Below are 24949 nucleotides of genomic sequence, written 5' to 3'. Positions count from 1 at the left end.
TGCTTAAATGGATTCAGCGGGCAGGATATCGCGGGATCGAACGGCAATCTCAGTGCCTGCCTTAAGGAGTCCTGCACTGCGATCGGCAAAAAACCACTGCAGGGTTTGTTTGGTAGTCGGAAAGGCTAGTTCCGACCAGGGGATTTCGTGTTCATAAAAAAGCGCGACCTCAAGGCTTTCCTCGCCCGCTGAAAACTCCGGGGTAGGTAGGCTGGCGAGGTAAAACAAATGCACCTGCTCAACATGAGGCACATTGATTAAAGAAAACAAGGGGCCGATTTCCACATGGGCTCCAGCCTCTTCTAAGGTTTCTCGGGCAGCCCCATGCGTAGTGCTTTCACCAATCTCCATAAAGCCAGCAGGCAAAGTCCAAAAGCCATGGCGTGGCTGGATCGCTCTGCGGCATAGCAATACCTGTTCACCCCAAACTGGAATGGTGCCCACTACATTGCGCGGGTTGAGGTAGTGCACCGTAGCGCAGCCATTACATACATGGCGCTCGCGCGTATCGTCTGCAGGGATGCGTAAGGTAACTGTAGACCCGCATTTTGAGCAGTAGTGCATCGGAAAGGATTTCATTCGTCGATTATCCGACTTTCAGGACGGCGGGTACCGCACCGCGCAGGGCATTGCAAACCAGGATGCGGTCGGCGCCCGCTAAATCAGCTGCGGTGAACATGGCTTGGCGGGCATTCCACTGCGGATCATCCAGAAGGCTTTGGCGCATGACACCAGGAAGTACCCCTGCCGATAGTGGTGGCGTTAGCCATTGATTTGACCCTTTGGGTTGAATAAAAATCGAGCTACGACCCCCTTCGGTAACAAAGCCTGCCTCATTCAAAAAGACCGCATCAAAACCGCCCAGCGCCACTGCATTTTTCCATGCTAGGTCATACAGGGTTCGTTGATTGACTTTATGGCCTAACAGCAGATTGCTCGATTGCATGATGGCTTGATTTGCATCGGGCAATACCTGGGATGCCCAAAAAATAGTCACTTCATTTGCAGTTGGCTCTAATGCATGGGTTACTGCTCTAACCGAGCCATCGGAGAGTAAGTCGACACGAAGACGATGGGGAAGTGAGCTCGGTATCGCGAGGCAGGCTTGCTCGGCTGCCTCAATCACACGCGCCGCTACAAATGGAATACGTAAGGCAGAGGCTGAATGCTGCAATCGCTTCAGGTGCGCTGCTAAGCGGAGCGGCTTTTTATCTTCGACGCGAATCGTTTCAAACAAGCCAAGCTCAGTGGGCATCTCGGTAATAAATGCCGATTTAATTTGACACTCTTGCCACTCCAGTTTCGGATTGGAATCAATCGTAATGCCAGCACCAATACCCAAGGTGAACTTGGTTTGAAGGGTGTCGCCATTTCCTTCTAGGGTGAGCGTGCGTATCGGCACGCTAAATGCAAAATCGCCATTGGGGTCAAGCCAGCCTAGGGCACCGCAGTAATAGCCGCGTGGTGTGCTCTCTAATTCCTGAATAATTTCCATGCTGCGCTTTTTTGGGGCGCCAGTGACAGAGCCACAGGGAAAGACAGCGTCGAGCAGGGTGCGCAGACTTAAATCTGGCTTTGCTGTTGCCTCAACCGTCGATGTCATTTGCAGTACATTGCCATGCTGCGCAACATGAAACAAGGTGGGCACGGTGACGCTACCTGGTAAGGCAACCCGGCTGAGATCATTACGCAAGAGATCAACGATCATGATGTTCTCAGCACGATTTTTAGGATCGCTGGCCAATTGCTCTGGACTCTCGGTTTGTGCACTGGCCGTGCCCTTCATGGGCATGGCACGCAAGCAGTCACCATCCCGCTCCACAAACAGTTCAGGTGATTGCGACAAAATGGTCGTGTCGCCTTCTTGAATAAAAGCGCCGAAACGGCCAGGTTGCCGCGCTCTGAGGCGTGCGTATAAAGCGAGCGGGCCACCGTAGATTTCGCCATTGATGCGATAGGTGTGATTGATTTGATAGGTATCGCCGCAGCGTATCCATTCCTGAATCCGTTCTACATCCGCCTCGAACTGCGCCTGCGTAATTGATTCGGTGCAAGATGCTACGCCGCTGACACGCGCATCATCTTTTAACTGAGCGACCTGGATCTCCAGCCAGGCATCCACCTCCGCTTTTGCGAGTAATTTGGGCTGATGAAATGCCCATGCTTGCATGAGCGGAATGACTGGAGCGGCAGGAGAGGATGAAGCAGGATGGACGGGCAGTCGATGAATGACTTGCCCATACTCATACGCGACGAGGCAAACCACATGCTGGCCTGCCTTTAATGCCGATTGGATCGCCTCAAAGCAGGCATCCATTTCAGCCGCAGTAAATGCGGCCCAGTGCGCGAGGGGTTCTTGGTAAAGGCGGCTGCTAGGCATGGTCGCACCGCTCTCGACATCGTCTAGCAGAATCATTGCAAAACCCGGCTGCGTCTCAGATTACTTTAAGACGGTCGCAGACTCAATCACAACGGGGGTAGAAGGGACATCCGCCATCCGTCCAAATTTAGGCGCTGGCGCGACCATGGTTGGGGTCTTACGAATACGGTCAATGGTTTGGGTGCCAGAGATGACTTTGCCAAAGACGGTATAGCCATTACCCATGGCGTTCGGGAAATCCAGTCCTTGGTTGTCACGCACATTGATAAAGAATTGCGCTGTCGCTGAATCGGGATCCGATGTTCTGGCCATGGCAATCGTATAGATTTGATTCTTGAGTCCATTTTGCGCTTCGGAGACAACGGGTGGATTGGTTAGCTTTTGGTTTAAATCGGGGGTGAAGCCACCACCTTGAATCATGAAGCCATCGATCACGCGATGAAAGATCGTGCCATTGTAAAAACCGCTTTGAACATACTTCAGGAAGTTATCGACTGTCTTGGGCGCCTTCGCTGAATCCAGATCCACAACAAAACCACCTTGATTGGTTTTGAACTCGACGCGTGGCTCTGCCTGGGCTATGCCAGTGGCAAACAAAAAGACGCCAGCAATGGCGGTGATCACTGCACGGTAAGAGCAAAAAGAAGAGTTGCGCATGGTTATTCCTAGGTAGTAAATGAATGGCAAATTTAGATCTACTATTGTATTGCGCGACGCTTATGCCGGTGTGGGTGGTAGTCCGTTGGGTACAGATGCGGCAGCCCGATAGGCTGCTTGATCAAACATCTCCGGTTGATTGAGGTAGTCAACGACCCAATCGATGGCATCAACACCCCAAAAAATCCGTTCTCCAAGCGCCAGGGTGGGTACGCCAAAGGCACCACGATCGAGCGCCTCTTGGGTGTTGGCAATTAAACCTGCTTTGGTTTGGGCGCTATCCGGGCGGGGCGTGGTGGGATCTAAGTGCAGGTGCGTACAAAAATCAGACCAGTGCAGGTTGGGATCCTTGCCTAGCACCCACACAAACTCAAATGCACGCTCTACCATGGTCCAGTCTGCCCGTTCCTGAACTAAAAGGCGCTGCGCTGCAACGGTAATAAAAGGATGGTGCTCTGGAAACCGAAACGGTATACCGAACTTTGCCGCTTGCCATACACACGCTTGATACGTGTACAGGCGCTTTGTGGGGATTTCACCGGGGCCTTGATTGTGCGCCCCGCGCAATAGACCGCCAAGCAATACCGGTACCGGCTCGATTTGCAAACGCGGCTCAAGGCGATGGCGTAATTTCACATAAAAGTACGCAAACGGAGAAATGATGTCGAAGTAAAAGCGCGCCTTCATTTTTTCTCTGCTTCATCGAGTGAGCGTAAAAAAGCCATGCGTTCTGCAATCTGCGTTTCAAGGCCGCGCTCGACCGGTTGGTACCAATGGGGCTCAGCCATGCCTTCGGGCAAGTAGCTTTCGCCTGCGGCATAGCCATAGGGTTCATCGTGCGCATACCGATACGCAGTGCCATGCCCTAGATCTTGCATTAACTTCGTTGGTGCATTGCGTAAGTGATTGGGAACGCCCCGACTTTGATCGGCAGCTGCAAAAGCACGTGCTTTGTTATAGGCGACATAGCTGGCATTGCTTTTGGCTGCAACGGCTAAATAGACGACTGCTTGACCCAGCGCGAGCTCGCCTTCGGGTGAGCCGAGCCGCTCGTAGGTTTCTGCTGCATCGTTTGCCAGCTGGATTGCCCTTGGGTCGGCTAAACCAATGTCCTCCCACGCCATGCGAATGATGCGGCGCGAAAGGTAACGCGGATCTGCGCCGCCATCGAGCATGCGGCAAAGCCAATACAGGGCGGCATCTGGATTGGAGCCCCGCACTGATTTGTGCAGCGCCGATATTTGGTCATAAAATTGATCTCCGCCTTTATCAAACCGACGGCCATTGCTCGTTAATGCATTTTCAACAAAGGCTTGATCCACGACCGTGGTAGTAGACCCCGGAATCGAAATAGCATTGCGGATTTGCTCCAGTACATTGAGTAAGCGACGCGCATCCCCATCGGCATTGGCGATGATGGCATCGATCGCGGCAGAGTCAAATTCCACGTTCGGCATGGCATAGGCTCTAGCGCGCTGAATTAATACACTAAGCTCTTCTGCGCTTAAGGATTTAAGTACGTAGACTTGCGCCCGAGAAAGCAGGGCGGAATTGACCTCAAAGGACGGATTTTCTGTGGTGGCGCCGATAAACGTAAACAGGCCGGACTCGACGTGTGGCAATAATGCATCTTGCTGGCTTTTATTAAAGCGATGAATTTCATCGACAAATAGGATGGTTTGCTTGCCGTACTGATCATTGTTTTGCTGGGCTTTCTCAATGGCTTCCCGAATTTCTTTCACGCCCGCAAGGACAGCGGAGATGGCAATAAATTCTCGATCAAAGGCTTTTGCAGAAAGACGCGCTAAGGTTGTTTTACCAACGCCTGGAGGCCCCCACAAAATCATCGAATGCGGTTTACCTGAAGCAAAGGCCAGTTGCAGGGGCTTACCTTGCGCTAACAAATGCGACTGACCGATCACCTCAGCAATCGAGCTTGGGCGCAATGCCTCGGCCAGCGGTGGCGGCGGTTTGGTTTCAAACAGATTGCTCATGGCAAGGTGATCCAGGCTTGATTGACTCTCACGTCATCGTCACCAGCATGACCAGCGCGGCCCATGCCAGGCAGACTGTAGCGATCACAGTCAAACGTGTGCGCATCACCATGAATTCATCGAGCGCAGCTTTGCTGCTGAAGTAATACTGGTAAGTGTTTTGATCAATGCCGCGCTGAACTAGGAGCGTGGCAGCTAACATCAGCAAACCTACTGGAATATAAACATGCAATGCGAGCCAAGCCACCAAGGATGGAATAACCCCCCAGATCCAGGCGTTGCGCTCAAACCAACGCGACCCACCAATATCGCCAGTGCTCGCTAAATTAGCGCTATCGGCAACATTACCCAGGTGCCGAAAGTTAGCGCCCCAATGGATGGCTCCCAAAAAAGAGCAGATGACAGCGCCGTAAGCAGCAAGGGATTCGGCGCTGACAAAATCAAAGGGCGTCGGCGCTACTTGGACCAAGATAGCGCAAACAATGAATGGAATTAAACCGCCGTATCCCAAAATACGAACAATCGGCGGTAGGGCGCTGATAGTTGCCATTATTTAGGTGTCGTAGTGGTACACGCCACGGCCTGTTTTGCGACCCAAGTAGCCGGCTGCAACCATTTCGCGTAGCAAAGGGCAAGGGCGGTACTTGGAGTCATTGAAGTTACCGAAATACACTTCCATGATTGCAAGGCAGGTGTCTAAACCAATTAAATCAGCCAGTGCGAGGGGACCAATTGGTTGATTGCAGCCGAGCTTCATGCCGGCATCAATATCTTCTGCGCTCGCAAGTCCCTCAGCTAAAACAAAGAAGGCTTCGTTAATCATCGGCAGCAAAATGCGATTCACCACAAAGCCAGGACTGTTTTTAACTGTGATGGGCTCTTTGCCAATCGCTTTGGCCATCGCAATAATGGCCTCATGGGTCTGATCGCTGGTCTGCAATCCGCGAATGACTTCGACTAAGGCCATGAGTGGTGGCGGATTAAAAAAGTGCATTCCAATGAAGCGCTCTGGCGATGAGTTCAGGGCCGCCAATTGGGTTATCGATAGTGACGAGGTGTTGGTGGCAATAATGGTTTCCTTGCCGACCGTTTCGTCAATTTGCTTCAATATCTTTTCTTTAATGGCTTGATTTTCGGTCGCCGCTTCAATGACGAGCGATAAGCCTTTTAAATCAGCATACGCCGTGCTGCCTTTAATGCGCTGCAATGCAAGATCTTTCTGCGCCTCCGTTAGCGTTTCTTTTTTAATCAGGCGATCGAGGCTACGTTTAATGTTGGTGATACCGCGCTCAATGGCGGCCTCATTGATATCAATCATGACCACGTCTAATCCTGCAACAGCGCAGACTTGAGCAATGCCATTGCCCATGGTTCCAGCGCCAATAATGCCAACCGATTTAATTTTCATGCTGCTTCCTTCGTGGTGTCATGTTTATTCAATTTAATCGGATTGCTTAGCGCTTTTTATATTGCGAGGCGCCAAACAACAATTCATTTGCCGTTGCATCAAAGCTGGGTTTGCGTAAATCAGTCAAAACCTGCATGCCGCGTTTGACTGCAGGGCGCTGACCGATCGACTCAAACCAGCGTTTGAAGTGTGGAAATTCAGTGATATCGATTCCTTGTTTTTCCCAGCGATTGGTCCACGGAAAAATAGCGATATCGGCAATGGTGTATTGATTTCCTGCGATGTAGCGATTAGTGGCTAGCTGCCGATCTAAAACCCCATACAAGCGCTTGGCTTCATTGGTATAGCGCTCAATCGCGTAATCAATTTTCTGTGGAGCATACAAGCGAAAGTGGTGATTCTGGCCGAGCATCGGTCCAAAGCCACCCATCTGAAACATGAGCCATTGCAAGACTTCATATTTTGCGCGTGTGCTGCTCGGCAAAAAGCGTCCCGTCTTTGCTGCAAGGTATAAAAGAATGGCGCCCGATTCAAAAAGATGAATGGGTTTGCCGTCAGGGCCATTAGGGTCAGTAATCGCTGGAATTTTGTTATTGGGACTAATCTTTAAAAACGCTGGCGTAAATTGGTCGCCCTTGCCAATATCAATGGGAATGGCGCGCCAATCGCGGTCAAGCTGGTAGCCGCACTCTTCGAGCATGATGTGAACTTTGTGCCCATTGGGGGTTGCCCAACTGTAGACATCGATCATGCCTTGATTTGAATTCTTATTTTTTTTCATTGTGTTCGCCATCGTTTTTATTTGATTTCAGTCGGTTTGCATCAACACTACACTGTGCGCAGTCGTGCCAGTGCGGTTTCTAAGGTTTTCTCTTCCTTAGCAAAGCAAAACCGAATCACCTTCGAGTCGGTTCCTGCGCCATAGAATGCCGAAACCGGAATCGCCGCGACCCCGATTTCGCAGGTTAACCAGCGACAGAACTCCGCTTCGCTCAGGTTGCTTTGCGGGATTCCGAGTGCGGAGTAATCGACGCACTGAAAATAGCTTCCGGGCGCAGGCAGTAATTTGAATTGAGTTTCGGCTAATCCAGCTCTAAAGAAGTCGCGTTTGCGTTGATAAAACGCAGATAGCCCTAAATAGTGCGCTGGATCAGATAAGTAATGCGCGATTCCCACTTGCATTGGCGCATTCACTGAGAAAACATTGAACTGATGTACTTTTCGAAACTCTGCAGTGAGAGAGGCTGGAGCTGCAACGTAACCGATTTTCCAGCCCGTGACATGAAAGGTTTTTCCAAAGCTGGAGACAACAAAACTACGCGCTGCTAAGGCTGGGTGGCTAGATGCACTGTGGTGTTGTTGTCCATCAAACACCATGTGCTCATAGACTTCATCGCTGCACACCAATACATGTGTGTTACTTAGTAAATCAGCTAGGCGATCAAGATCAGATCGTTGCCACACCATGCCGGTCGGATTATGGGGCGAGTTAATCAGTAAGAGTCGTGTTTTGGGGGTGATTGCCTTGACTAAGGCAATCCATGGAATCCCATAAGCCTCCACAATGCCCTCAGAATTGCGTTGCACATCGAGGCTCACGCTAATGGCTTTGCCACCCGCCAACGTAATTGCTGGCAGATAGCAATCAAATGCGGGCTCAATCACGATGACTTCATCGCCCGGGCTAACGCAGGACATAATCACCGTGAAGATCGCTTGCGTTGCTCCAGCGGTAATGGTGATCTCAGTAGCGGGATCGTAGGACTTGCCGTAAAGCCGATCGATTTTGCTGGCAATGGTTTTGCGCAATTCAAGCGCCCCTGGCATGGGAGGGTATTGGTTATGACCCGACACCATTGCTTGATTAACGGCGTCGATTAAAGCGGTATCGCATTGAAAGTCTGGAAAACCTTGCCCTAGATTGATGGCCTGGTGTTCGGCGGCCAAAGTGGACATGACCGTAAAGATGGTGGTGCCAACCGCGGGTAAGCGCGATGGAAATGAGGGGGTGAGGGGCGCAGTAGGGCGCAAATGAGTCATTGGGGTGCTTTATCTCGTGCCGCAGCTTCTATCGCTAGAATAAGGGGAATCCATTTCTAAATTGTGCCATGTTGATCGTTCTCTCACCCGCTAAATCCTTGGATTACGAGACCCCAGTCCGGGTTAAAAAATCCACTTTGCCTGATTTTGTTGCTGATTCAGCCAAGCTGATTGCAGACCTTAAGACCCTATCGCCTCAGGCCGTGGCTAAACTCATGAGCCTTTCAGACCCCTTGGCCGCTTTAAACGCAGGGCGTTTTCGGGATTGGTCGACCAAATTCACAGAGAAAAACAGTAAACAGGCGATTTTTGCCTTCAATGGCGATGTGTATGAGGGCTTTGATGCCGCTAGCTTAAATAGCAAGGCCATTGATTTTGCCCAAGACCATGTGCGGATTTTGTCGGGGCTCTATGGTTTACTTCGGCCATTAGACTTGATGCAGCCGTACCGTTTGGAGATGGGTACGGCGTTTAAAAATGCTAGAGGAAAAGACCTTTATGCATTTTGGGGCGACCGAATTACGAGTGCAGTCAAACAGAAACTGGCCGCGCAAAAAAAGAACCCGTTCTTATTAAACCTGGCATCCGAGGAGTATTTCAAAGTCTTGCAGCCCAAGGAGTTGGGATATCCAGTAATCGCTCCGGTATTCCAGGATGCGAAAGACGGCAAGTACAAAATCATTTCGTTTTACGCTAAGCGTGCGCGCGGCCTAATGGCCCGATTTGCGGTTGAGAATCGCATCACCGATCCAGCCGACTTGCGTGATTTCAATCTAGAAGGCTATCGCTTTAGCGCAGCCGAATCCAAACCCGATCGACCGGTGTTCCGCCGCGCGGAGAAAAAATAAGATGACCGTTCACCGTTCTAAATCATCCCAGCGCGCTTCACCTGAAGCTGAGCGCTTAGTCGCGGATGCGATTTCCCTGGCTGCTTCAGGCAGCCAAATCGAAGACCGCTTTTGGGAGGTCCGTCTGAGTGCGCGCCTACTCAAATTGATGACCAGTCAAAATCAAAACGTAATTGATGCTGCGCTTGATCAAACGTTTCGTATTAATACAGTAGCTTTTGAAGTGTTGGCTGATTGCGCTGAGACGCTAGCCGAATCACAAACCATGACCATCGACAAGGAGAGCTGGGATGTATTGCTCTTGGCTTTGCCTATTGTGGCGCATACCCGCTATCAAATTCAGTCGGGCCCATTGCCAGTGAAGGTGATTGAGTCGGTTGCCATGGCAATGCATTCATCGATTGCTGCAAACGATACGCGCTTGGCGATCGTGCCATGGCTGTACAGCATCGATCAGATGCCCCATTCGCATTGCCAAACGCGCATTTTGACCGAGGCTCTGGGTACCGCTGCAATCACTGCAAGCGAAATGAAACTGGAGCTCCGCAATATGTCGGAAACGATTGCGGTATTAGCGGACCCCCGTTTTATTATTGCGGCCATCGCTGCACCAAGCGGCTCACCTCTGTTTCGTTGGCAAGCGGAACCGCCGGTTCGGCAAGAGCGCGGCGTTAGTTTGATCGAATGGCAAACCGCCATGCGAGAGCCCATTTCCAGCCTATTGCCTGGATGTGAATTCGAGTTACTGTTACCCGAAGCCTACTTCACGAACTGCCGTTTGGCGGATAAACAAGTGCGCCCCCTGAGCATTCGGGCTGCTGTTAATTTTCTGGAGACTGCGGTCGGCGCAGAGCCCAATGGCTTGTCTTGCGTGGTGGGCGCCTTTGGTGAAGAGCAGGCGGATGAATACCGTATTTCATTTAGCTTGAAGGGCTCGCCCGATGTGATGTACGGCGTCATTTGGCCGATGTACGATCGCGAGACGGTATCGAATGATGCGCTCAACGACATCAACGATGACGAGAGTCCAATTAAAAAGATTTGCGACGCCTTAAAAGAGGCAGGAGTAGAGGACGTGTTTCGTCATGCTGTTTTGTTCAGTCCCGAGCTCTGCGATGATTGCGGCGCGCCGTTGTTCCCAGATCGCCATGGTGAAGTGGTGCATGCGGAGATGCCAGAGGATACGCCAACGCAGCAGCCCTTATTCCACTGAGAACGCACCATCATTGAGTGCATAAAAAAACCGAGGCGGACCTCGGTTTTTTTTACTTCTAAGCAACAAAGAACATCGCTCGCCAGAATTACTCTTTAGCAAACAAATGCGGCTCTTTGCCGGTCTTCATGTCGGCTGTTTGGCAAAAATCAGCCAAGCGAACGCCGCTGCGAATGTTAAATAACATGGCCTTATTGCCTAAAACGACTAAATCTAAACCGGTGTCCTGATTCTTGTAACGCAAGCTGCCTGGTAAAGAGACTTCTCTTTTCATTTCGTAGGTCTTCGAGTTCCAAACCAGGCCAATGTTTGCAGCGCCATCCCCAATGGTTTTTAACTGATGGTTATTGCTGCAGCTCCAGGCATGGGTATCTTTTGGGTCTGCTGCATGAACGGCAGAGTGCGACACGAGTAAGGCAGCACTAATCAACAGCGATTTAAAGGGGATATGCATATTGCTTTCCTTATGACAGTAAGTGCTTCACGCCAGCTTGCTCTTCGAGTAATTCATTCAAAGTGTGGGTCATGCGTTCACGCGAGAAGGCATCAATTTCAAGGCCTTCAATCATTTTGTATTCGCCATTCTCACAGACAACGGGGAATCCGTAAATGACTTCAGCAGGAATCTCGTACTCACCGCGAGAAGGAATGCCCATGGTGACCCATTTGCCGTTGGTGCCAAGCACCCAGTCACGCATGTGATCGATCGCGGCATTGGCAGCGGATGCTGCAGAAGAGAGGCCGCGTGCCTCAATAATGGCAGCGCCGCGCTTGCCTACGGTTGGAATAAACACATCCTTGTTCCAGGCAGCATCATTAATCATGTCCTTAACGGATTGACCGCCGATGGTGGCAAAACGGTAGTCGGGATACATGGTGGGGCTATGGTTACCCCAGACCACTAATTTTTCAATGTCCGCAACTGGTTTGCTGACTTTGGCGGCGATTTGCGAAAGAGCGCGGTTGTGATCCAGGCGCAGCATGGCCGTAAAGTTCTTGGCAGGCAAGCTTGGGGCCGATTTCATGGCGATGTAGGCATTAGTATTGGCAGGGTTGCCTACAACCAAGACCTTCACGGTGCGTTTTGCAACCGCGTCTAAGGCTTTACCTTGGGCCGTGAAAATTTGGGCATTGGCGGAGAGCAAGTCTTTTCGCTCCATGCCTGGGCCGCGAGGACGGGCACCCACCAGCAGGGCAATGTCGATGTCTTTAAATGCGGTCATGGGATCTTGGTGGGCTGACATTCCGGCTAAAAGAGGGAATGCGCAGTCATCGAGCTCCATCATCACGCCTTTTAAGGCTTTTTGCGCTTTTTCATCTGGAATTTCAAGGAGTTGCAAAATAACAGGCTGGTCTTTGCCCAGTAAATCACCGTTGGCGATGCGAAACAGGAGGGAATATCCGATTTGACCGGCCGCGCCAGTAACCGCGACGCGCATAGGGGTTTTTGCCATTACAAGTAACTCCAAAGGAAGGTTGATGGGTGTTGCTTCAGTGTTGTGATGCAGATTATCCCTGCAAGTTTATGAAGTTTACAATTACACTGTCAATAATGTCTTCTATAAGACAGCAGACTAGTCAGCCTAAATATCCTTTTTGGAACTACTTTGCCTGAAACAACCGCTCCATCGGCTACCTTTAGCCCCTTGTACCAGCAGATTAAGGCGCTGTTGCTGGGCAGCCTTCAATCCGGCGAATGGCGGCCTGGTGCCCCGATTCCCAGTGAAATGGAGTTGGCGGCCCGTTACGAAGTCAGTCAAGGCACTGTTCGTAAGGCAATCGATGAGCTGGCCACGGAAAACCTCCTAATTCGCCATCAGGGCAAAGGCACCTTTGTTGCTAGCCACCACAGTGAGGCCTGGCAATACCGTTTTTTTAGCTTGATGCCGGATTCTGGCAAAAAAGCCCCCCTAAAAAGCCACTTTTTAGCCTGCAAGCCGATCAAGTCCCCATCGAAAATAGCGCAATTACTGAAAACGCCGGCAAACGAGCAGGTATTCCAAATTGACCGCGTGCAAAGCTTGGGTGGTCAGGTTGCGGTATTTGAGCAAATCTGGCTTCCCAAGGAGCGTTTTAGCGGCATGACCCTCGATCGCCTGGAGTCGTGGCCTGGCCCCTTGTATGCATTCTATGAAAGCGAGTTTGCGACCCACATGGTACGGGCGGAAGAGAAAATCAAAGCCATTGCAGCGGAGGCAACGATTGCCAATCATTTGAAGCTGGAGCCAGGCTCCCCGCTGCTGTTGGTAGAGCGGGTTTCATATACGTATGGGAACAAGCCTGTCGAGGTTCGACGGGCGCATTACGACACCCGCCAGCAGCATTATGAAAATAAGTTGAACTAAGTCATGTGTAAAGAAAAAAGTGCATTCCAGTGTTTTCCAATAGAATATGTTGCACAACAGCATTACTCCTTATTTAACCTTTACCTCACAAATGAGACCCTCTATGGTTGATGCCCATCAGGATGTAAAAAATGCCAAGCCGGTTTACCGCAATATTGGCCTTGCCCAGTTAATTAAGTACCGCTTGCCTTGGGCTGGAAAGGTGTCGATTCTGCACCGCATTAGTGGCGCTGCCTTGTTTTTGCTGCTCCCGTTTATTTTGTATTTATTTGATCAAAGCTTGGCATCTGAGCTGAGCTTCATGCAATTTCAGGCCTTCACTGATCACATTTTGGTCAAACTCATTTGTCTTGGTTTGATTTGGAGCTTCCTCCATCATTTCTGTGCCGGTATTCGTTACCTGCTACTCGACCTCGAAATTGGCGTAGAAAAAATTGCAGCCCAAAAATCCGCAATCATTGTGTTGTCTGTCAGCCTGGCTTTAACTGCCGCGGTAGGCGCTAAATTGTTTGGCTTGTTTTAATCCCGATTAGGTAAAGAGAACTTTATGTCGACAAATAATATTGGTCCAAAGCGTCTCGTTGTAGGCGCGCATTACGGCCTGAAAGAATGGATTATTCAGCGTATCACCGCGGTAGTGATGGTGGTTTTCACAGTCGTTTTGTTGGTTGCTTATCTGATTGCTGGTGGTGCAAGCTACGAAGCATGGGCGGGGTTGTTTAGCAACCAGCTCATGAAGCTGCTGACCTTTTTAACCTTCTTGAGCCTTTTTTACCATGCGTGGATTGGCATTCGTGACATCTGGATGGATTACATCAAGCCGGTAGGGATTCGCCTTACCCTGCAAACCTTGACTGTGTTGTGGCTGGTTGCCTGTGCGGCCTATGCTGCTGAAATTTTGTGGAAAGTGTAAGACGATGACTGCGATTAAAAAAGCATTACCCCGCCGTCGCTTTGACGCGGTAATTGTGGGCGCCGGTGGTTCTGGTATGCGTGCCTCCTTGCAGCTGTCGGAAGCTGGCCTCAATGTAGCGGTTCTGACTAAAGTATTTCCAACCCGTTCACACACCGTTGCTGCTCAGGGCGGTATTGGTGCCTCGCTCGGCAATATGAGTGAGGACAACTGGCACTACCATTTTTACGACACCATTAAAGGCTCGGATTGGCTGGGCGATCAAGACGTCATTGAATTTATGTGTCGCGAAGCACCAAAAGTAGTCTATGAGCTTGAGCACTACGGCATGCCATTTGATCGCAACCCGGACGGCACGATTTATCAGCGCCCCTTTGGTGGTCACACCGCAAATTACGGCGAGAAGCCGGTTCAGCGCGCCTGTGCTGCGGCCGATCGAACTGGCCACGCCATGTTGCACACGCTGTATCAGCGTAACGTGCAGGCCAAGACCAACTTTTTTGTTGAGTGGTTGGCCTTGGATTTAATTCGTGATGACGATGGTGATGTTGTCGGCGTTACTGCGCTGGAAATGGAAACGGGTGAGCTCTACATCTTGGAAGCCAAGATTGTTCTGATGGCAACGGGTGGCGCTGGTCGCATTTGGTCTGCTTCTACGAACGCCTATATCAATACCGGTGACGGGATGGGTATGGCTGCACGCGCCAATATTCCGTTGGAAGACATGGAGTTTTGGCAGTTTCATCCCACCGGCGTTGCGGGTGCGGGTGTATTACTGACCGAAGGTTGTCGCGGTGAGGGCGCTATCTTGCGCAACAAAGACGGCGAGCGTTTTATGGAGCGTTACGCTCCTACGCTCAAAGATTTGGCTCCACGTGATTTCATTTCGCGTTGCATGGATCAAGAGATCAAAGAGGGACGCGGCTGCGGTCCCAATGGTGATTATGTGGTGCTCGATTTAACCCACATCGGCGCTGAGACCATCATGAAGCGTCTGCCATCGGTTTACGAGATTGGCATTAACTTTGCCAACGTCGATGTCACCAAAGAACCTATTCCGGTTGTGCCAACGATTCATTACCAAATGGGCGGCATTCCAACCAACATTAATGGTCAGGTCGTAGTGCCTAAAGACGGCAATCCAAATCACATTGTGAACGGCTTGTACGCCATTGGCGAGTGCTCCTGCGTGTCGGTTCACGGCGCTAATCGTTTAGGTACCAACTCCTTACTCGACTTGTTGGTGTTCGGCCGCGCTGCCGGCAATCACATCGTCAATATGGATCTGAAAAAGCGCGAGCACAAGCCTTTGCCAGCAAATGCCGGCGAGCAAACGCTCGCACGAATTGCGGAGCTCGATAACTCCACTTCAGGCGAGTATGCGCAGGATGTGGCCAATGACATCCGTAAAACCATGCAGACCTATGCTGGCGTATTCCGTAACCAGAAGCTGATGGATGAGGGCGTGCGTCAGATGGCTATTCTGACTGAGCGTGCAAAGCATCTCTGGGTCAAAGACAAGTCGAAGATTTTTAATACCGCACGTATTGAGGCTTTGGAAATTTCAAACCTGGTGGAGACTGCCAATGCCACCATCATTTCGGCTGCAGCCCGCAAAGAGAGTCGCGGTGCGCACTCGCACGATGATTTCCCAACTCGCGATGACAAGACCTGGATGAAGCACACGCTTTGGTTTAGCGAAGGCAATCGCCTCGATTACAAGCCAGTGCAACTTAAGCCATTAACCGCGGAATCGGTTCCACCCAAAGAGCGTACCTTCTAATTAAAGAACGAGATAAACCATGAGTGATACCCGTATATTTGAAATTTATCGCTACGATCCTGAGGTGGATGCTGCTCCGCGCATGCAGCGCTACGAGTTGGAATTAACGGATGAGCGCATGCTGCTGGACGCGCTGATCTCGTTGAAAAAGCAGGACGAGAGCATTACCTACCGCCGCTCCTGCCGCGAGGGTGTTTGTGGCTCGGATGCGATGAATATCAATGGCAAAAACGGCTTAGCCTGCTTAACCAATATGAAGACATTGCCTCAAGTCATCACATTGCGTCCGCTGCCGGGCTTGCCCGTTGTGCGCGATTTGATTGTCGACATGACGCTATTTTTCAAGCAGTACTTGTCCATCAAGCCGTATTTAGTGAACTCCACCCGCCCACCGGAAAAAGAGCGTTTACAGAGCCCTGAAGAGCGTGAAGAGTTGGATGGACTGTACGAGTGCATCTTGTGCGCCTCTTGCTCTACTTCCTGCCCTTCGTTTTGGTGGAATCCGGATAAGTTTGTCGGGCCAGCAGGTTTGTTGCAAGCCTACCGCTTTATTGCGGACAGCCGTGATGAAGATACGGCAGCTCGCCTGGATAATTTAGAGGATCCATACCGCTTGTTCCGCTGCCATACCATTATGAATTGCGTCGATGTTTGTCCTAAGCACTTGAATCCAACCAAAGCCATTGGCAAAATCAAAGAGTTGATGGTGCGCAGGGCAGTATGACTATTAGTGCGGCGGCCTTGTATCGTTTAAAAAGCGATGCGCGCCGGGGTTTGCTGGAAAACGATTTGATTTTGGAGCGCTTCTTCAGCCGCTATGCGGATACGTTAACGGAGGAGCAGGGCGCTGTCTTGACCCAGTTGTTGGCATTAAGTGACAACGATTTAATGGACCTTCTGATTGGGCGAGTTGATTCGGTAGTGGCTTTGGGTGAAGTGTGCAGTACCCCCACCTTTTTAGCTTTATTGGGTCGTTTGCGGGAGAGGTAGCAGTAAGGGTGCAATAATTTGTAATTCACTTATTTTTTAACGAACAGTGGGATCAGACATGATTGAATCAAACATCAAGGCAAAGTTATCGTTCTCTGACGGTACTCCCGATATCGATTTGCCAATTTACCAAGGCACAGTCGGACCTGATGTAATTGATATTCGTAAACTCTACGGGCAGACCGGTAAATTTACCTACGATCCTGGTTTCTTATCGACGGCATCGTGTAATTCGAAGATCACCTTTATTGATGGTGACAAGGGTGAGTTACTCTACCGCGGTTACCCGATTCAAGATTTAGCCGCCAATTGTGATTTTTTAGAGGTGTGCTATCTCTTGCTTAACGGCCATTTGCCAAACGAAAAAGAGAATTCAGAATTTCAGAACATCATCATGCACCACACCATGGTGCATGAGCAGATGCAGTTTTTCTTACGCGGCTTTAGGCGTGATGCCCACCCTATGGCGGTATTGACTGGTTTGGTCGGTGCGATGGCAGCGTTCTATCACAACGAAATTGACTACAGCGATCCCAAGGCCCGTGAAATCGCGCAAATGCGTTTGATTGCAAAAATGCCAACCTTAGTGGCCATGTCCTATAAGTATTCCGTTGGCCAGCCATTTATTTATCCAGACAACTCACTGTCGTATACCGCTAATTTCATGCGCATGATGTTTGCTACGCCATGCGAGCCATACAAAGTAAATCCAGTATTAGTGCGCGCCTTAGATCGCATTTTTATTCTGCATGCCGACCATGAACAAAATGCATCGACGTCTACGGTACGTTTATGCGGTTCTTCGGGCACCAATCCATTTGCTGCGATCTCGGCTGGTATTGCCTGCTTATGGGGCCCAGCGCATGGTGGCGCAAATGAGGCCTGCCTGCAAATGCTGACCGAGATTCAGGCTAATGGCGGTGTTGAAAAAGTGGGTGAGTTTATCGCCCAAGTGAAAGACAAGAACTCCAATGTCCGTTTAATGGGCTTTGGACATCGGGTGTATAAAAACTTTGACCCACGCGCAAAACTAATGCGCGAAACCTGCTATGAAGTCCTCAATGAGTTGGGACTCGAGAATGATCCGCTCTTCAAGTTAGCAATGACTTTAGAAAAGATTGCGCTAGAGGACGAATACTTTGTGAGCCGCAAGCTGTATCCGAACGTGGACTTTTATTCCGGTATCGTGCAGCGCGCCCTTGGCATTCCAACCGACATGTTCACCTGCATTTTTGCTTTAGCGAGAACGGTGGGCTGGATAGCGCAGTGGGAAGAAATGATTACTGACTCGGAGTATAAGATCGGTCGTCCACGGCAGTTGTTCGTTGGGGAAACAGAGCGCAAGGTTCCCCCATTGTCCGGGCGTAAATAAGGTTTATAGGAATAGGTATGTCACGCACGCTATACGATAAGTTATGGGACGAGCACGTGGTTTGTGCGGAAGAGGATGGCACCGCAACCCTCTACATTGATCGGCACTTACTGCATGAAGTAACGAGCCCACAGGCTTTTGAAGGTTTAAGTTTGGCTAAGCGCCCGGTATGGCGAATTTCTGCCAACCTCGCCGTCTCTGACCACAATGTGCCTACAACCGATCGATCCGAAGGAATTACGGATCCCGTCTCCAAACTTCAAGTCGATACGCTCGATCAAAACTGCGCATCCTTTGGCATTACCCAGTTCAAGATGAATGACTTACGTCAGGGCATTGTTCACGTCATTGGGCCAGAGCAGGGCGCTACATTGCCTGGCATGACGGTTGTGTGCGGTGATTCGCATACCAGCACCCATGGCGCCTTTGGCGCATTGGCGTTTGGTATTGGCACCTCCGAAGTAGAGCACGTGCTTGCGACCCAAACCTTGCTGATGAAGAAGAGCAAGAATATGTTGGTTCGAGTCGAAGGTCGTTTACAGCCTGGCTCGACTGCAAAAGACATTGTGTTGGCGGTGATCGGAAAAATAGGAACCGCCGGCGGTACTGGCTACACCATCGAGTTTGCGGGTGAGGCTATCCGTAATCTGTCGATGGAAGGTCGCATGACCATCTGCAATATGGCGATTGAAGCGGGTGCCCGTGCCGGCCTAGTTGCAGTGGATGAGACCACCATTGAATACATTCAGGGTCGCCCTTACGCTCCCAGCGGAGAGATCTTGCGTCATGCCGTGCAGTATTGGCGCACCTTGCATTCCGACGCCGATGCGAAGTTTGATCAGGTAGTGGAATTGCGCGCTGAAGAGATTCAGCCGCAAGTCACGTGGGGCACTTCACCAGAAATGGTATTGCCAATCAGTGAGCGCGTTCCTGATCCAGAAAAAGAGCGAGATCCCAATAAGCGCAGCGCAATGGAGCGTGCATTGCAGTACATGAATTTAACCCCCAATACCTTGCTCAGTAGTATTCCCATTGATAAGGTATTTATTGGTTCGTGTACCAATAGCCGAATTGAGGATTTGCGTGCCGCGGCGAAGGTAGTTGATCGCTTGGGTAAAAAAGTCTCGCCGAACATTAAGTTGGCCATGGTCGTGCCGGGATCTGGATTAGTAAAAGCGCAAGCTGAGCGCGAAGGGCTCGATCGGGTATTCAAGGCCGCTGGCTTTGAATGGCGTGAGCCCGGTTGCTCGATGTGCTTAGCCATGAATTCTGATCGCTTAGAGCCAGGCGAGCGCTGCGCGTCGACATCGAACCGCAACTTTGAAGGTCGGCAAGGCGCTGGCGGTAGAACCCATTTAGTAAGCCCTGCTATGGCTGCTGCTGCTGCCATCGAAGGACATTTTGTTGATGTACGCAAAATTGCGTAACGAGCCAAGCGAAAGGACGACCCCATGCAAACTCCCCGCTATTCCATGATTGCCAAGTTATCAGTCGTTCTAGTCAGCGGCATTTTTATTAGTGCGTGCGCCAACACCATGGAGGGGGTTGGTAAGGATTTGCAAAAAATAGGCACATCGATGGATTCGAAATCATCGTCTTCCGGATCAAGTAATCCTCCTGCATCGCAAACCCAAGGCAAAGACGTTGTGGTGACGCCAATAAAATAAGCGGTAACAATAAAAAAGCAGAGACAGAAGTAATGGAAAAATTTACGCAATACCAAGGTTTAGTTGCTCCCCTCGACCGAGAGAACGTCGATACCGATGCCATCATTCCAAAGCAGTTTTTAAAGTCGATTAAAAAAACTGGTTTCGGTCAAAACCTGTTCGATGAATGGCGTTATTTGGATCAGGGTGAGCCTGGACAAGATTGCAGTGGGCGCCCGCTAAATCCAGACTTTGTTTTAAACCAGCCTCGCTATAAAAATGCCGGCATCTTGCTGGCCCGCAAAAATTTCGGTTGTGGCAGTTCGCGCGAACATGCTCCTTGGGCTTTGGGTCAATATGGCTTTCGCGCAGTGATTGCCCCTAGTTTTGCCGACATATTCTTCAATAATTGCTACAAAAACGGGCTATTGCCGATTGTGCTGACCGAACAGCAGGTCGATCACCTCTTTAATGAGACCTTGGCCTTTAATGGCTATCAGCTCACCATTGATCTGGAGGCGCAAGAGGTCATTGCGCCCGATAATCGCCGTTATTCCTTTGAAATCGATGGGTTTCGTAAATACTGCCTACTGAATGGCTTAGACGATATTGGCCTCACCCTCAAAAATGCCGATAAAATAAAGGCATACGAAGCAGAGCGCGTGTTGCGGATGCCTTGGCTAGCTACCCAGCTGCCGTAAAAACAGCCTCGCACTGGCCGGTTAACCCTTTTTAAAGGCTTGTCATGAAAATTGCAGTATTGCCGGGCGACGGTATTGGCCCGGAAATTGTCGCTGAGGCGGTCAAAGTCCTCAAGGCATTAGGCCCAACATTTGATCTGGAAGAGGCTCCTGTTGGCGGTGCAGCGTATGACCTTTCGGGTCACCCTTTGCCGCCAGCCACCCTTGAGCTCGCGAAAAGCGCTGATGCCATTTTGTTTGGCGCGGTCGGTGACTGGAAGTACGACACTTTAGCGCGTGAATTGCGCCCAGAGCAAGCCATCCTCGGTTTGCGTAAACACTTGGCTTTGTTTGCTAATTTCCGTCCCGCCATTTGCTATCCCGAGTTAACTGCCGCCTCCAGTCTCAAGCCGGAAATTGTGGGCGGTCTGGATATTTTGATTGTGCGTGAACTCAATGGCGATATTTACTTTGGTCAGCCTCGCGGCATTCGCACTTCAGAGCATGCTCTGTTTAAAGGCGCGCGCGAGGGATTTGACACCATGCATTACAGCGAACCCGAAGTCATCCGAATTGGTAAAGTGGCGTTTGAGGCAGCACGTAAGCGCAGCAAAAAAGTATGTAGCGTGGATAAGGCCAACGTACTTGAAACATCGCAGCTTTGGCGCGATGTGATGACCAAGCTAGCAGCCGACTATCCCGATGTTGAGTTATCGCATATGTATGTCGATAACGCAGCCATGCAACTCGTCAAAGCACCCAAGGCATTTGATGTGGTGGTTACTGGCAATTTATTCGGTGACATCCTCTCGGATGAGGCTGCGATGCTTACCGGCTCGATTGGCATGTTGCCGTCTGCATCTTTAGATAAGAACAATAAAGGTTTGTATGAGCCAAGCCACGGCTCTGCTCCCGATATCGCCGGGAAGGGCATTGCCAATCCCTTGGCCACCATCCTCTCTGCGGCCATGATGCTGCGTTACTCCTTGGGTATGACTGGCGAGGCAGATCAAATTGAAAAAGCAGTTCAGAAAGTATTGCAGCAGGGCTTGCGCACCGCCGATATTTACACCGAAGGTACTCAGCGGGTATCCACGGTACAAATGGGCGATGCAGTCGTGGCAGCACTGGCGTAATTCATTGATATAGGAACGTAAGGCATTCGTAATTTTATGGCGACACATCAAACATCACACTCTATAAACGCTCCCCTGGTTGGCTTAGTCGGCTGGCGCGGCATGGTGGGCAGCGTCCTCATGGATCGCATGTTGGCGGAGGGCGACTTTGATTTAATCGAGCCGGTATTTTTTAGTACCAGCAATGCCGGCGGCGATGTGCCTGCGATCAATGGTCGCAACATCACCAAAAGTGAAACGAAGCTGCAAGACGCCAACGACATTAAAGCGCTTGCCCGTTGTGACATTATTTTGACCTGCCAAGGCGGGGACTATACCAAGGCTATCTTTCCAGCGCTGCGAGCAGCGGGTTGGCAGGGTCATTGGATTGATGCTGCGAGTGCACTGCGCATGAATGATGATGCGGTCCTCGTTTTGGATCCAGTCAATCGACCCGTGATTGATCGTGCATTGGCTGCGGGTGGTAAGAATTGGATTGGCGGTAATTGCACCGTGAGCTTGATGATGATTGCCATGGGTGGATTGCTGAAAGCTGATCTGGTTGAATGGATTAGTGCCATGACCTACCAAGCCGCCTCCGGTGCTGGCGCGCAAAACATGCGTGAATTGCTGTTGCAGATGGGCGCATTGCGGGATAGCGTGAATACCGAATTAAATGATCCGGCCTCCTGGATTTTGGATATTGATCGCAAGATCTCTGCAACCATGCGCTCGGCTGAGTTTCCAACCAAGAACTTCCGTAATACAGCCTTAGCTGGCAGCCTGATTCCTTGGATTGATGTCCCGGTCGAAAATGGCCAGACCAAAGAAGAGTGGAAGGGCGGCGCAGAATGCAACAAGATTCTAGGTCGTCCGCCTTTTAGAACGCCGGGAAGTATTCCGATTGATGGCATTTGTGTGCGTGTTGGTGCCATGCGCTGCCACTCTCAGGGCTTGACTGTTAAGCTCAAGAAAGACATTCCCTTGGCTGAGATTGAAGTCATGCTAGCGAAGGACAATGCCTGGGTCAAAGTTGTACCCAACGAGCGTGAAGTAACCGAGCGCGAGCTATCACCGGCCAAAATCAGCGGTACCTTAACGGTACCCATTGGACGACTGCATAAGTTGGCTATGGGGCCGGAATACTTAGGCGCCTTTACGGTTGGCGATCAACTGCTGTGGGGCGCTGCCGAACCGTTGCGGCGCATGCTACGCATCTTGTTGGAACGCTAAAGATGCATGTGCCCGCCCCCGCTCGTGTATTGCATGGCCTAGTGGGGGTCATTGCCGGCATTTGCATTGCTTGGAGCGCAACGGCTAGTGCAATTTCATTAGGTACACCCAGGGTACTCTCTCAGCCTGGTCAGCCCATTCGCGCTGAAATTCCGCTGCGTGTATCGGTCGCAGATCAAGAGCAGTTGAGTAATTTGCAAGTGATCAATGGGAGTAAGGCTGACTACGAGCGCCTTGGTATTTCTGCTGCGATCGTGGAGCTTGAGCCACAGTTACGGATTGATCGCCGGGATGGTAATCGTAATGTGATTGTGATCGAGACAGCAAAAGCAATGAGTTCGGCGCAGCTCAATCAAGATCCATTTATTGATCTGATGGTTACCTTGCAATGGCCCTCGGGTCAGCTCACTAAAAATTACACCTTACTTTTGGGCGACCCAAATCAAGTCACGGTACGACCCGGTCAAACCTTAAGCGAGATTGCGGCGCAGATGGCGCCGCTTCTGGATGGCGCTACTCTAGATCAAACCATCATGGCATTGTATAAAGCCAATCCCGATGCCTTTGCGGGTGGCAGCATTCATCGCTTGCCTGCCGGCGCTGAGTTAGTTAAGCCAAGCCAATCCTTGCTGCAATCCATTACGCCTGCAGAAGCAAGTCAGTTTGTTGAGAAGGCCAATCAAGCTTGGGCTGAGTCTCATGGTGCCCCGGCTAAAGCAGCCGCTACTAAATCAGGCGATGTAACGAAGACGGTAAATGATCCCGCTGCCGCAAAAGATCGCTTAACGATTGGTCCTGGTGCAGATAGCAATTCAGATCAACGGCGCTATACCGAAGAAATCGTTGCCCAAGAAAAAATACTGGAGCAAACGCGCAGCCGCATTGTTGAATTAGAAAAAAACATTGCTGATTTACAAAAATTACTGGACGCAGGTAAGGCGCTCTCTAAGCCTGGATCGGTGACCGAGTCCAATTCTGCGAATACTGCCTGGGCTCCCGTCTTGGTTGTGTTCGGGTTGATTGCAGCTACGGGATTGTTATTGTGGTTTATGGCGCGCCATGCCCGCCAATCGGAACGCAGTGCGCCGGTTCATGCCGATGGACTTGCCTCCGCACCGCTAGGGGGCGAAGAAAATCTGGAATCACCTAGAGAAGATATGTCGGTGCGAGCGAAAAATTTATTCGCCGGCATTGATCTCAATTTAACTCCGAATAAAAACGACCCGGCTATTCGGAATGACGCATTGCGCGTCAAACTTAATCTTGCCAAAGCCTATATGACGATTGAGGACTTCGCTGCTGCTAAGCAGAGCTTGGATGACATCGTTCAGCTTAGCCTTGAACCTTCCAACGGAGTAGATGCATCCCTCGTTGCGGAAGCCAAAGCCATGCTATCCGAAATCAATCAGCGAAGTAGCTAATTGGCATGCGAACCCGTGTTTACCGGATTCAGTAGATGACGCGCATTGCGCTGGGTTTGCAGTACGACGGTACCCGATTCGTTGGGTGGCAGACTCAGCCCAGTCAAAACACCGTGCAAGATAAAGTAGAGCAGGCCATTAATGCCTTTATTGGCGATACCCCATTGCGCACCAATCCCATCCGCGTTACCGCTGCTGGGCGAACTGATACTGGAGTCCATGCGCTTGGGCAGGTAGTCCATTTTGATTGCGGCGTTGAGCGTGATGCTTGGTCTTGGGTGCGCGGCCTTAATAGTTTTCTGCCGAGCGATATTGTGGTGAACTGGGCTCATCCCGTCGATGCATCCTTCGATGCGCGGTTTTCTGCATTTGAACGGAGTTACGTGTATGCCCTACACGTGGGCCCGTGTCGCGCGCCGACCGTCGCCTCCCGTGCTGGCTATTTGATGCTAGCTGCGGATAAGTGGCTTGATATCGCCGCGATGCAAACGGCCGCCCAATGCCTTTTGGGAGAGCATGACTTTTCCTCTTTTAGGTCATCGGAGTGCCAAAGCAAGACGCCTATTAAAACGGTGTATGCCATTCATATTTTGGATCAGAAGCCCTGGGTCTACATTTTGATTAGGGCCAATGCCTTTTTGCACCACATGGTTCGCAATCTCGTGGGCAGTCTGTTGGCCATCGGCCAAGGAAAGCAGCCTTCTGATTGGTTGGCTGAAGTATTAGAGGCAAAAAGCCGTCAATCGGCAGCGCCGACGTTTTCACCGGATGGCCTCTATTTGGCTCGGGTCGGGTATCCGCCGGAGCACCGGATTCCAGCGCCATGGCTGGAGCATTCATGGCTTCCGGCCGAGGTCATTGCCTTGCTGCAGGAGCCTGTTCCTGAACAGCCGAAGCGGATTATGATTTAG

Annotated in this window: 27 protein-coding genes; 16 read left to right on the top strand and 11 right to left on the bottom strand. The window is 50.8% G+C overall.

The genetic code is table 11. The features are described from left to right. Positions 1 to 3: 3 nt before the first annotated feature. The 9 genes from AOC34_RS05495 to AOC34_RS05455 form a co-directional block, all read right to left on the bottom strand. The gene (locus tag AOC34_RS05495; protein ID WP_108470071.1) at positions 4 to 564 is read right to left on the bottom strand and encodes an NUDIX hydrolase; all 561 of its coding nucleotides are present in this window, start codon (positions 562 to 564) and stop codon (positions 4 to 6) included. 22 nt (positions 565 to 586) lie between these two features. Next, positions 587 to 2416: a bifunctional chorismate-binding protein/class IV aminotransferase gene (locus AOC34_RS05490; protein ID WP_108469129.1), complete on the bottom strand. Its 1830-nt coding sequence runs from the start codon at positions 2414 to 2416 to the stop codon at positions 587 to 589. Between the two features lie 24 nt (positions 2417 to 2440). Then, complete coding sequence (locus AOC34_RS05485) at positions 2441 to 3037, bottom strand: peptidylprolyl isomerase (RefSeq protein ID WP_108469128.1); 597 nt, start codon at positions 3035 to 3037, stop codon at positions 2441 to 2443. Positions 3038 to 3097: 60 nt separating this feature from the next. Continuing rightward, positions 3098 to 3724, bottom strand: coding sequence for a 2-hydroxychromene-2-carboxylate isomerase (locus tag AOC34_RS05480; protein ID WP_108469127.1), 627 nt, complete (start codon positions 3722 to 3724; stop codon positions 3098 to 3100). Then, positions 3721 to 5031, bottom strand: coding sequence for a replication-associated recombination protein A (locus tag AOC34_RS05475; protein WP_108469126.1), 1311 nt, complete (start codon positions 5029 to 5031; stop codon positions 3721 to 3723). Before AOC34_RS05475 ends, AOC34_RS05480 begins: the two co-directional genes overlap by 4 nt. Before the next feature lie 28 nt (positions 5032 to 5059). After that, a complete protein-coding gene (locus AOC34_RS05470; RefSeq protein ID WP_108469125.1) occupies positions 5060 to 5581 on the bottom strand; it encodes a DUF3429 domain-containing protein in 522 nt (173 codons plus the stop codon). A 3-nt stretch (positions 5582 to 5584) separates the two neighbouring features. Continuing rightward, positions 5585 to 6439: a 3-hydroxybutyryl-CoA dehydrogenase gene (locus tag AOC34_RS05465; RefSeq protein WP_108469124.1), complete on the bottom strand. Its 855-nt coding sequence runs from the start codon at positions 6437 to 6439 to the stop codon at positions 5585 to 5587. Between the two features lie 46 nt (positions 6440 to 6485). Further along, complete coding sequence (locus AOC34_RS05460) at positions 6486 to 7190, bottom strand: glutathione binding-like protein (RefSeq protein WP_108470070.1); 705 nt, start codon at positions 7188 to 7190, stop codon at positions 6486 to 6488. 77 nt (positions 7191 to 7267) lie between these two features. Beyond that, on the bottom strand, positions 7268 to 8479 hold the full coding sequence (locus AOC34_RS05455) for a methionine aminotransferase (protein ID WP_108469123.1): 1212 nt from the start codon (positions 8477 to 8479) through the stop codon (positions 7268 to 7270). A 68-nt stretch (positions 8480 to 8547) separates the two neighbouring features. Between AOC34_RS05455 and yaaA the strand changes: the two genes are divergently transcribed. Beyond that, on the top strand, positions 8548 to 9327 hold the full coding sequence (gene yaaA, locus AOC34_RS05450; RefSeq protein ID WP_108469122.1) for a peroxide stress protein YaaA: 780 nt from the start codon (positions 8548 to 8550) through the stop codon (positions 9325 to 9327). A gap of 1 nt (position 9328) precedes the next feature. After that, positions 9329 to 10540, top strand: a complete 1212-nt coding sequence (locus AOC34_RS05445) for a DUF2863 family protein (protein ID WP_108469121.1) — start codon at positions 9329 to 9331, stop codon at positions 10538 to 10540. An 88-nt stretch (positions 10541 to 10628) separates the two neighbouring features. Here AOC34_RS05445 and AOC34_RS05440 read toward each other — a convergent pair whose 3' ends face one another. After that, entirely contained in the window at positions 10629 to 10994 is a 366-nt protein-coding gene (locus AOC34_RS05440; RefSeq protein ID WP_108469120.1) for a hypothetical protein, read from the bottom strand. A gap of 10 nt (positions 10995 to 11004) precedes the next feature. Further along, the gene (locus AOC34_RS05435) at positions 11005 to 11994 is read right to left on the bottom strand and encodes a malate dehydrogenase (RefSeq protein ID WP_108469119.1); all 990 of its coding nucleotides are present in this window, start codon (positions 11992 to 11994) and stop codon (positions 11005 to 11007) included. Between the two features lie 153 nt (positions 11995 to 12147). On the opposite strand from AOC34_RS05435, the gene AOC34_RS05430 reads away from it, so the two are divergent. From AOC34_RS05430 to truA, 14 genes are all read left to right on the top strand, one after another. Next, positions 12148 to 12885 (top strand): GntR family transcriptional regulator, encoded by a 738-nt coding sequence (locus AOC34_RS05430; RefSeq protein ID WP_108469118.1) that lies wholly within the window; start codon positions 12148 to 12150, stop codon positions 12883 to 12885. A gap of 103 nt (positions 12886 to 12988) precedes the next feature. After that, complete coding sequence (sdhC, locus tag AOC34_RS05425) at positions 12989 to 13408, top strand: succinate dehydrogenase, cytochrome b556 subunit (RefSeq protein ID WP_108469117.1); 420 nt, start codon at positions 12989 to 12991, stop codon at positions 13406 to 13408. A 24-nt stretch (positions 13409 to 13432) separates the two neighbouring features. Beyond that, positions 13433 to 13798 (top strand): succinate dehydrogenase, hydrophobic membrane anchor protein, encoded by a 366-nt coding sequence (sdhD, locus tag AOC34_RS05420; RefSeq protein ID WP_108469116.1) that lies wholly within the window; start codon positions 13433 to 13435, stop codon positions 13796 to 13798. A 4-nt stretch (positions 13799 to 13802) separates the two neighbouring features. After that, positions 13803 to 15581 (top strand): succinate dehydrogenase flavoprotein subunit, encoded by a 1779-nt coding sequence (gene sdhA, locus AOC34_RS05415; protein WP_108469115.1) that lies wholly within the window; start codon positions 13803 to 13805, stop codon positions 15579 to 15581. 19 nt (positions 15582 to 15600) lie between these two features. Beyond that, complete coding sequence (locus tag AOC34_RS05410; RefSeq protein WP_108469114.1) at positions 15601 to 16305, top strand: succinate dehydrogenase iron-sulfur subunit; 705 nt, start codon at positions 15601 to 15603, stop codon at positions 16303 to 16305. Continuing rightward, a complete protein-coding gene (locus AOC34_RS05405; RefSeq protein ID WP_108469113.1) occupies positions 16302 to 16571 on the top strand; it encodes an FAD assembly factor SdhE in 270 nt (89 codons plus the stop codon). The genes AOC34_RS05410 and AOC34_RS05405 overlap by 4 nt, the downstream gene beginning before the upstream one ends. A 58-nt stretch (positions 16572 to 16629) precedes the next feature. After that, positions 16630 to 17943 (top strand): citrate synthase, encoded by a 1314-nt coding sequence (gltA, locus tag AOC34_RS05400; protein ID WP_108469112.1) that lies wholly within the window; start codon positions 16630 to 16632, stop codon positions 17941 to 17943. 17 nt (positions 17944 to 17960) lie between these two features. Next, positions 17961 to 19370 carry a 3-isopropylmalate dehydratase large subunit gene (gene leuC / locus AOC34_RS05395; RefSeq protein WP_108469111.1) on the top strand — a complete coding sequence of 470 codons (1410 nt, stop codon included), beginning with the start codon at positions 17961 to 17963 and terminating at the stop codon, positions 19368 to 19370. Positions 19371 to 19394: 24 nt separating this feature from the next. Further along, entirely contained in the window at positions 19395 to 19610 is a 216-nt protein-coding gene (locus AOC34_RS05390) for a hypothetical protein (protein ID WP_108469110.1), read from the top strand. A gap of 32 nt (positions 19611 to 19642) precedes the next feature. Further along, a complete protein-coding gene (gene leuD, locus AOC34_RS05385) occupies positions 19643 to 20290 on the top strand; it encodes a 3-isopropylmalate dehydratase small subunit (RefSeq protein WP_108469109.1) in 648 nt (215 codons plus the stop codon). 44 nt (positions 20291 to 20334) lie between these two features. Then, the gene (leuB, locus tag AOC34_RS05380) at positions 20335 to 21405 is read left to right on the top strand and encodes a 3-isopropylmalate dehydrogenase (RefSeq protein ID WP_108469108.1); all 1071 of its coding nucleotides are present in this window, start codon (positions 20335 to 20337) and stop codon (positions 21403 to 21405) included. Positions 21406 to 21441: 36 nt separating this feature from the next. Then, positions 21442 to 22617 carry an aspartate-semialdehyde dehydrogenase gene (asd, locus tag AOC34_RS05375; protein WP_108469107.1) on the top strand — a complete coding sequence of 392 codons (1176 nt, stop codon included), beginning with the start codon at positions 21442 to 21444 and terminating at the stop codon, positions 22615 to 22617. A gap of 8 nt (positions 22618 to 22625) precedes the next feature. Continuing rightward, positions 22626 to 24038 (top strand): FimV/HubP family polar landmark protein, encoded by a 1413-nt coding sequence (locus tag AOC34_RS05370; RefSeq protein WP_234408047.1) that lies wholly within the window; start codon positions 22626 to 22628, stop codon positions 24036 to 24038. 35 nt (positions 24039 to 24073) lie between these two features. Continuing rightward, positions 24074 to 24949: a tRNA pseudouridine(38-40) synthase TruA gene (truA, locus tag AOC34_RS05365; RefSeq protein WP_108469105.1), complete on the top strand. Its 876-nt coding sequence runs from the start codon at positions 24074 to 24076 to the stop codon at positions 24947 to 24949.

The organism is Polynucleobacter difficilis (genome assembly GCF_003065365.1).
Taxonomy (GTDB): Bacteria; Pseudomonadota; Gammaproteobacteria; order Burkholderiales; family Burkholderiaceae; genus Polynucleobacter; species Polynucleobacter difficilis.
The sequence above is the reverse complement of the archived record's forward strand: the minus strand, read 5'-3'. Positions and strand labels throughout refer to the sequence as shown.

Excerpts from the sequence above, each read along its gene's own strand:
- yaaA (WP_108469122.1), top strand. The coding sequence starts at position 8,548 with ATGTTGATCGTTCTCTCACCCGCTAAATCCTTGGATTACGAGACCCCA.
- leuC (WP_108469111.1), top strand. The coding sequence starts at position 17,961 with ATGTCACGCACGCTATACGATAAGTTATGGGACGAGCACGTGGTTTGT.
- sdhC (WP_108469117.1), top strand. The coding sequence starts at position 12,989 with ATGGTTGATGCCCATCAGGATGTAAAAAATGCCAAGCCGGTTTACCGC.
- AOC34_RS05495 (WP_108470071.1), bottom strand. The coding sequence starts at position 564 with ATGCACTACTGCTCAAAATGCGGGTCTACAGTTACCTTACGCATCCCT.
- AOC34_RS05445 (WP_108469121.1), top strand. The coding sequence starts at position 9,329 with ATGACCGTTCACCGTTCTAAATCATCCCAGCGCGCTTCACCTGAAGCT.
- AOC34_RS05490 (WP_108469129.1), bottom strand. The coding sequence starts at position 2,416 with ATGATTCTGCTAGACGATGTCGAGAGCGGTGCGACCATGCCTAGCAGC.
- AOC34_RS05470 (WP_108469125.1), bottom strand. The coding sequence starts at position 5,581 with ATGGCAACTATCAGCGCCCTACCGCCGATTGTTCGTATTTTGGGATAC.
- AOC34_RS05390 (WP_108469110.1), top strand. The coding sequence starts at position 19,395 with ATGCAAACTCCCCGCTATTCCATGATTGCCAAGTTATCAGTCGTTCTA.
- AOC34_RS05475 (WP_108469126.1), bottom strand. The coding sequence starts at position 5,031 with ATGAGCAATCTGTTTGAAACCAAACCGCCGCCACCGCTGGCCGAGGCA.
- gltA (WP_108469112.1), top strand. The coding sequence starts at position 16,630 with ATGATTGAATCAAACATCAAGGCAAAGTTATCGTTCTCTGACGGTACT.
- AOC34_RS05460 (WP_108470070.1), bottom strand. The coding sequence starts at position 7,190 with ATGATCGATGTCTACAGTTGGGCAACCCCCAATGGGCACAAAGTTCAC.
- AOC34_RS05435 (WP_108469119.1), bottom strand. The coding sequence starts at position 11,994 with ATGGCAAAAACCCCTATGCGCGTCGCGGTTACTGGCGCGGCCGGTCAA.
- sdhA (WP_108469115.1), top strand. The coding sequence starts at position 13,803 with ATGACTGCGATTAAAAAAGCATTACCCCGCCGTCGCTTTGACGCGGTA.
- sdhD (WP_108469116.1), top strand. The coding sequence starts at position 13,433 with ATGTCGACAAATAATATTGGTCCAAAGCGTCTCGTTGTAGGCGCGCAT.
- AOC34_RS05465 (WP_108469124.1), bottom strand. The coding sequence starts at position 6,439 with ATGAAAATTAAATCGGTTGGCATTATTGGCGCTGGAACCATGGGCAAT.
- AOC34_RS05485 (WP_108469128.1), bottom strand. The coding sequence starts at position 3,037 with ATGCGCAACTCTTCTTTTTGCTCTTACCGTGCAGTGATCACCGCCATT.
- AOC34_RS05480 (WP_108469127.1), bottom strand. The coding sequence starts at position 3,724 with ATGAAGGCGCGCTTTTACTTCGACATCATTTCTCCGTTTGCGTACTTT.
- truA (WP_108469105.1), top strand. The coding sequence starts at position 24,074 with ATGACGCGCATTGCGCTGGGTTTGCAGTACGACGGTACCCGATTCGTT.
- AOC34_RS05455 (WP_108469123.1), bottom strand. The coding sequence starts at position 8,479 with ATGACTCATTTGCGCCCTACTGCGCCCCTCACCCCCTCATTTCCATCG.
- AOC34_RS05405 (WP_108469113.1), top strand. The coding sequence starts at position 16,302 with ATGACTATTAGTGCGGCGGCCTTGTATCGTTTAAAAAGCGATGCGCGC.
- AOC34_RS05410 (WP_108469114.1), top strand. The coding sequence starts at position 15,601 with ATGAGTGATACCCGTATATTTGAAATTTATCGCTACGATCCTGAGGTG.
- AOC34_RS05440 (WP_108469120.1), bottom strand. The coding sequence starts at position 10,994 with ATGCATATCCCCTTTAAATCGCTGTTGATTAGTGCTGCCTTACTCGTG.
- leuB (WP_108469108.1), top strand. The coding sequence starts at position 20,335 with ATGAAAATTGCAGTATTGCCGGGCGACGGTATTGGCCCGGAAATTGTC.
- leuD (WP_108469109.1), top strand. The coding sequence starts at position 19,643 with ATGGAAAAATTTACGCAATACCAAGGTTTAGTTGCTCCCCTCGACCGA.
- asd (WP_108469107.1), top strand. The coding sequence starts at position 21,442 with ATGGCGACACATCAAACATCACACTCTATAAACGCTCCCCTGGTTGGC.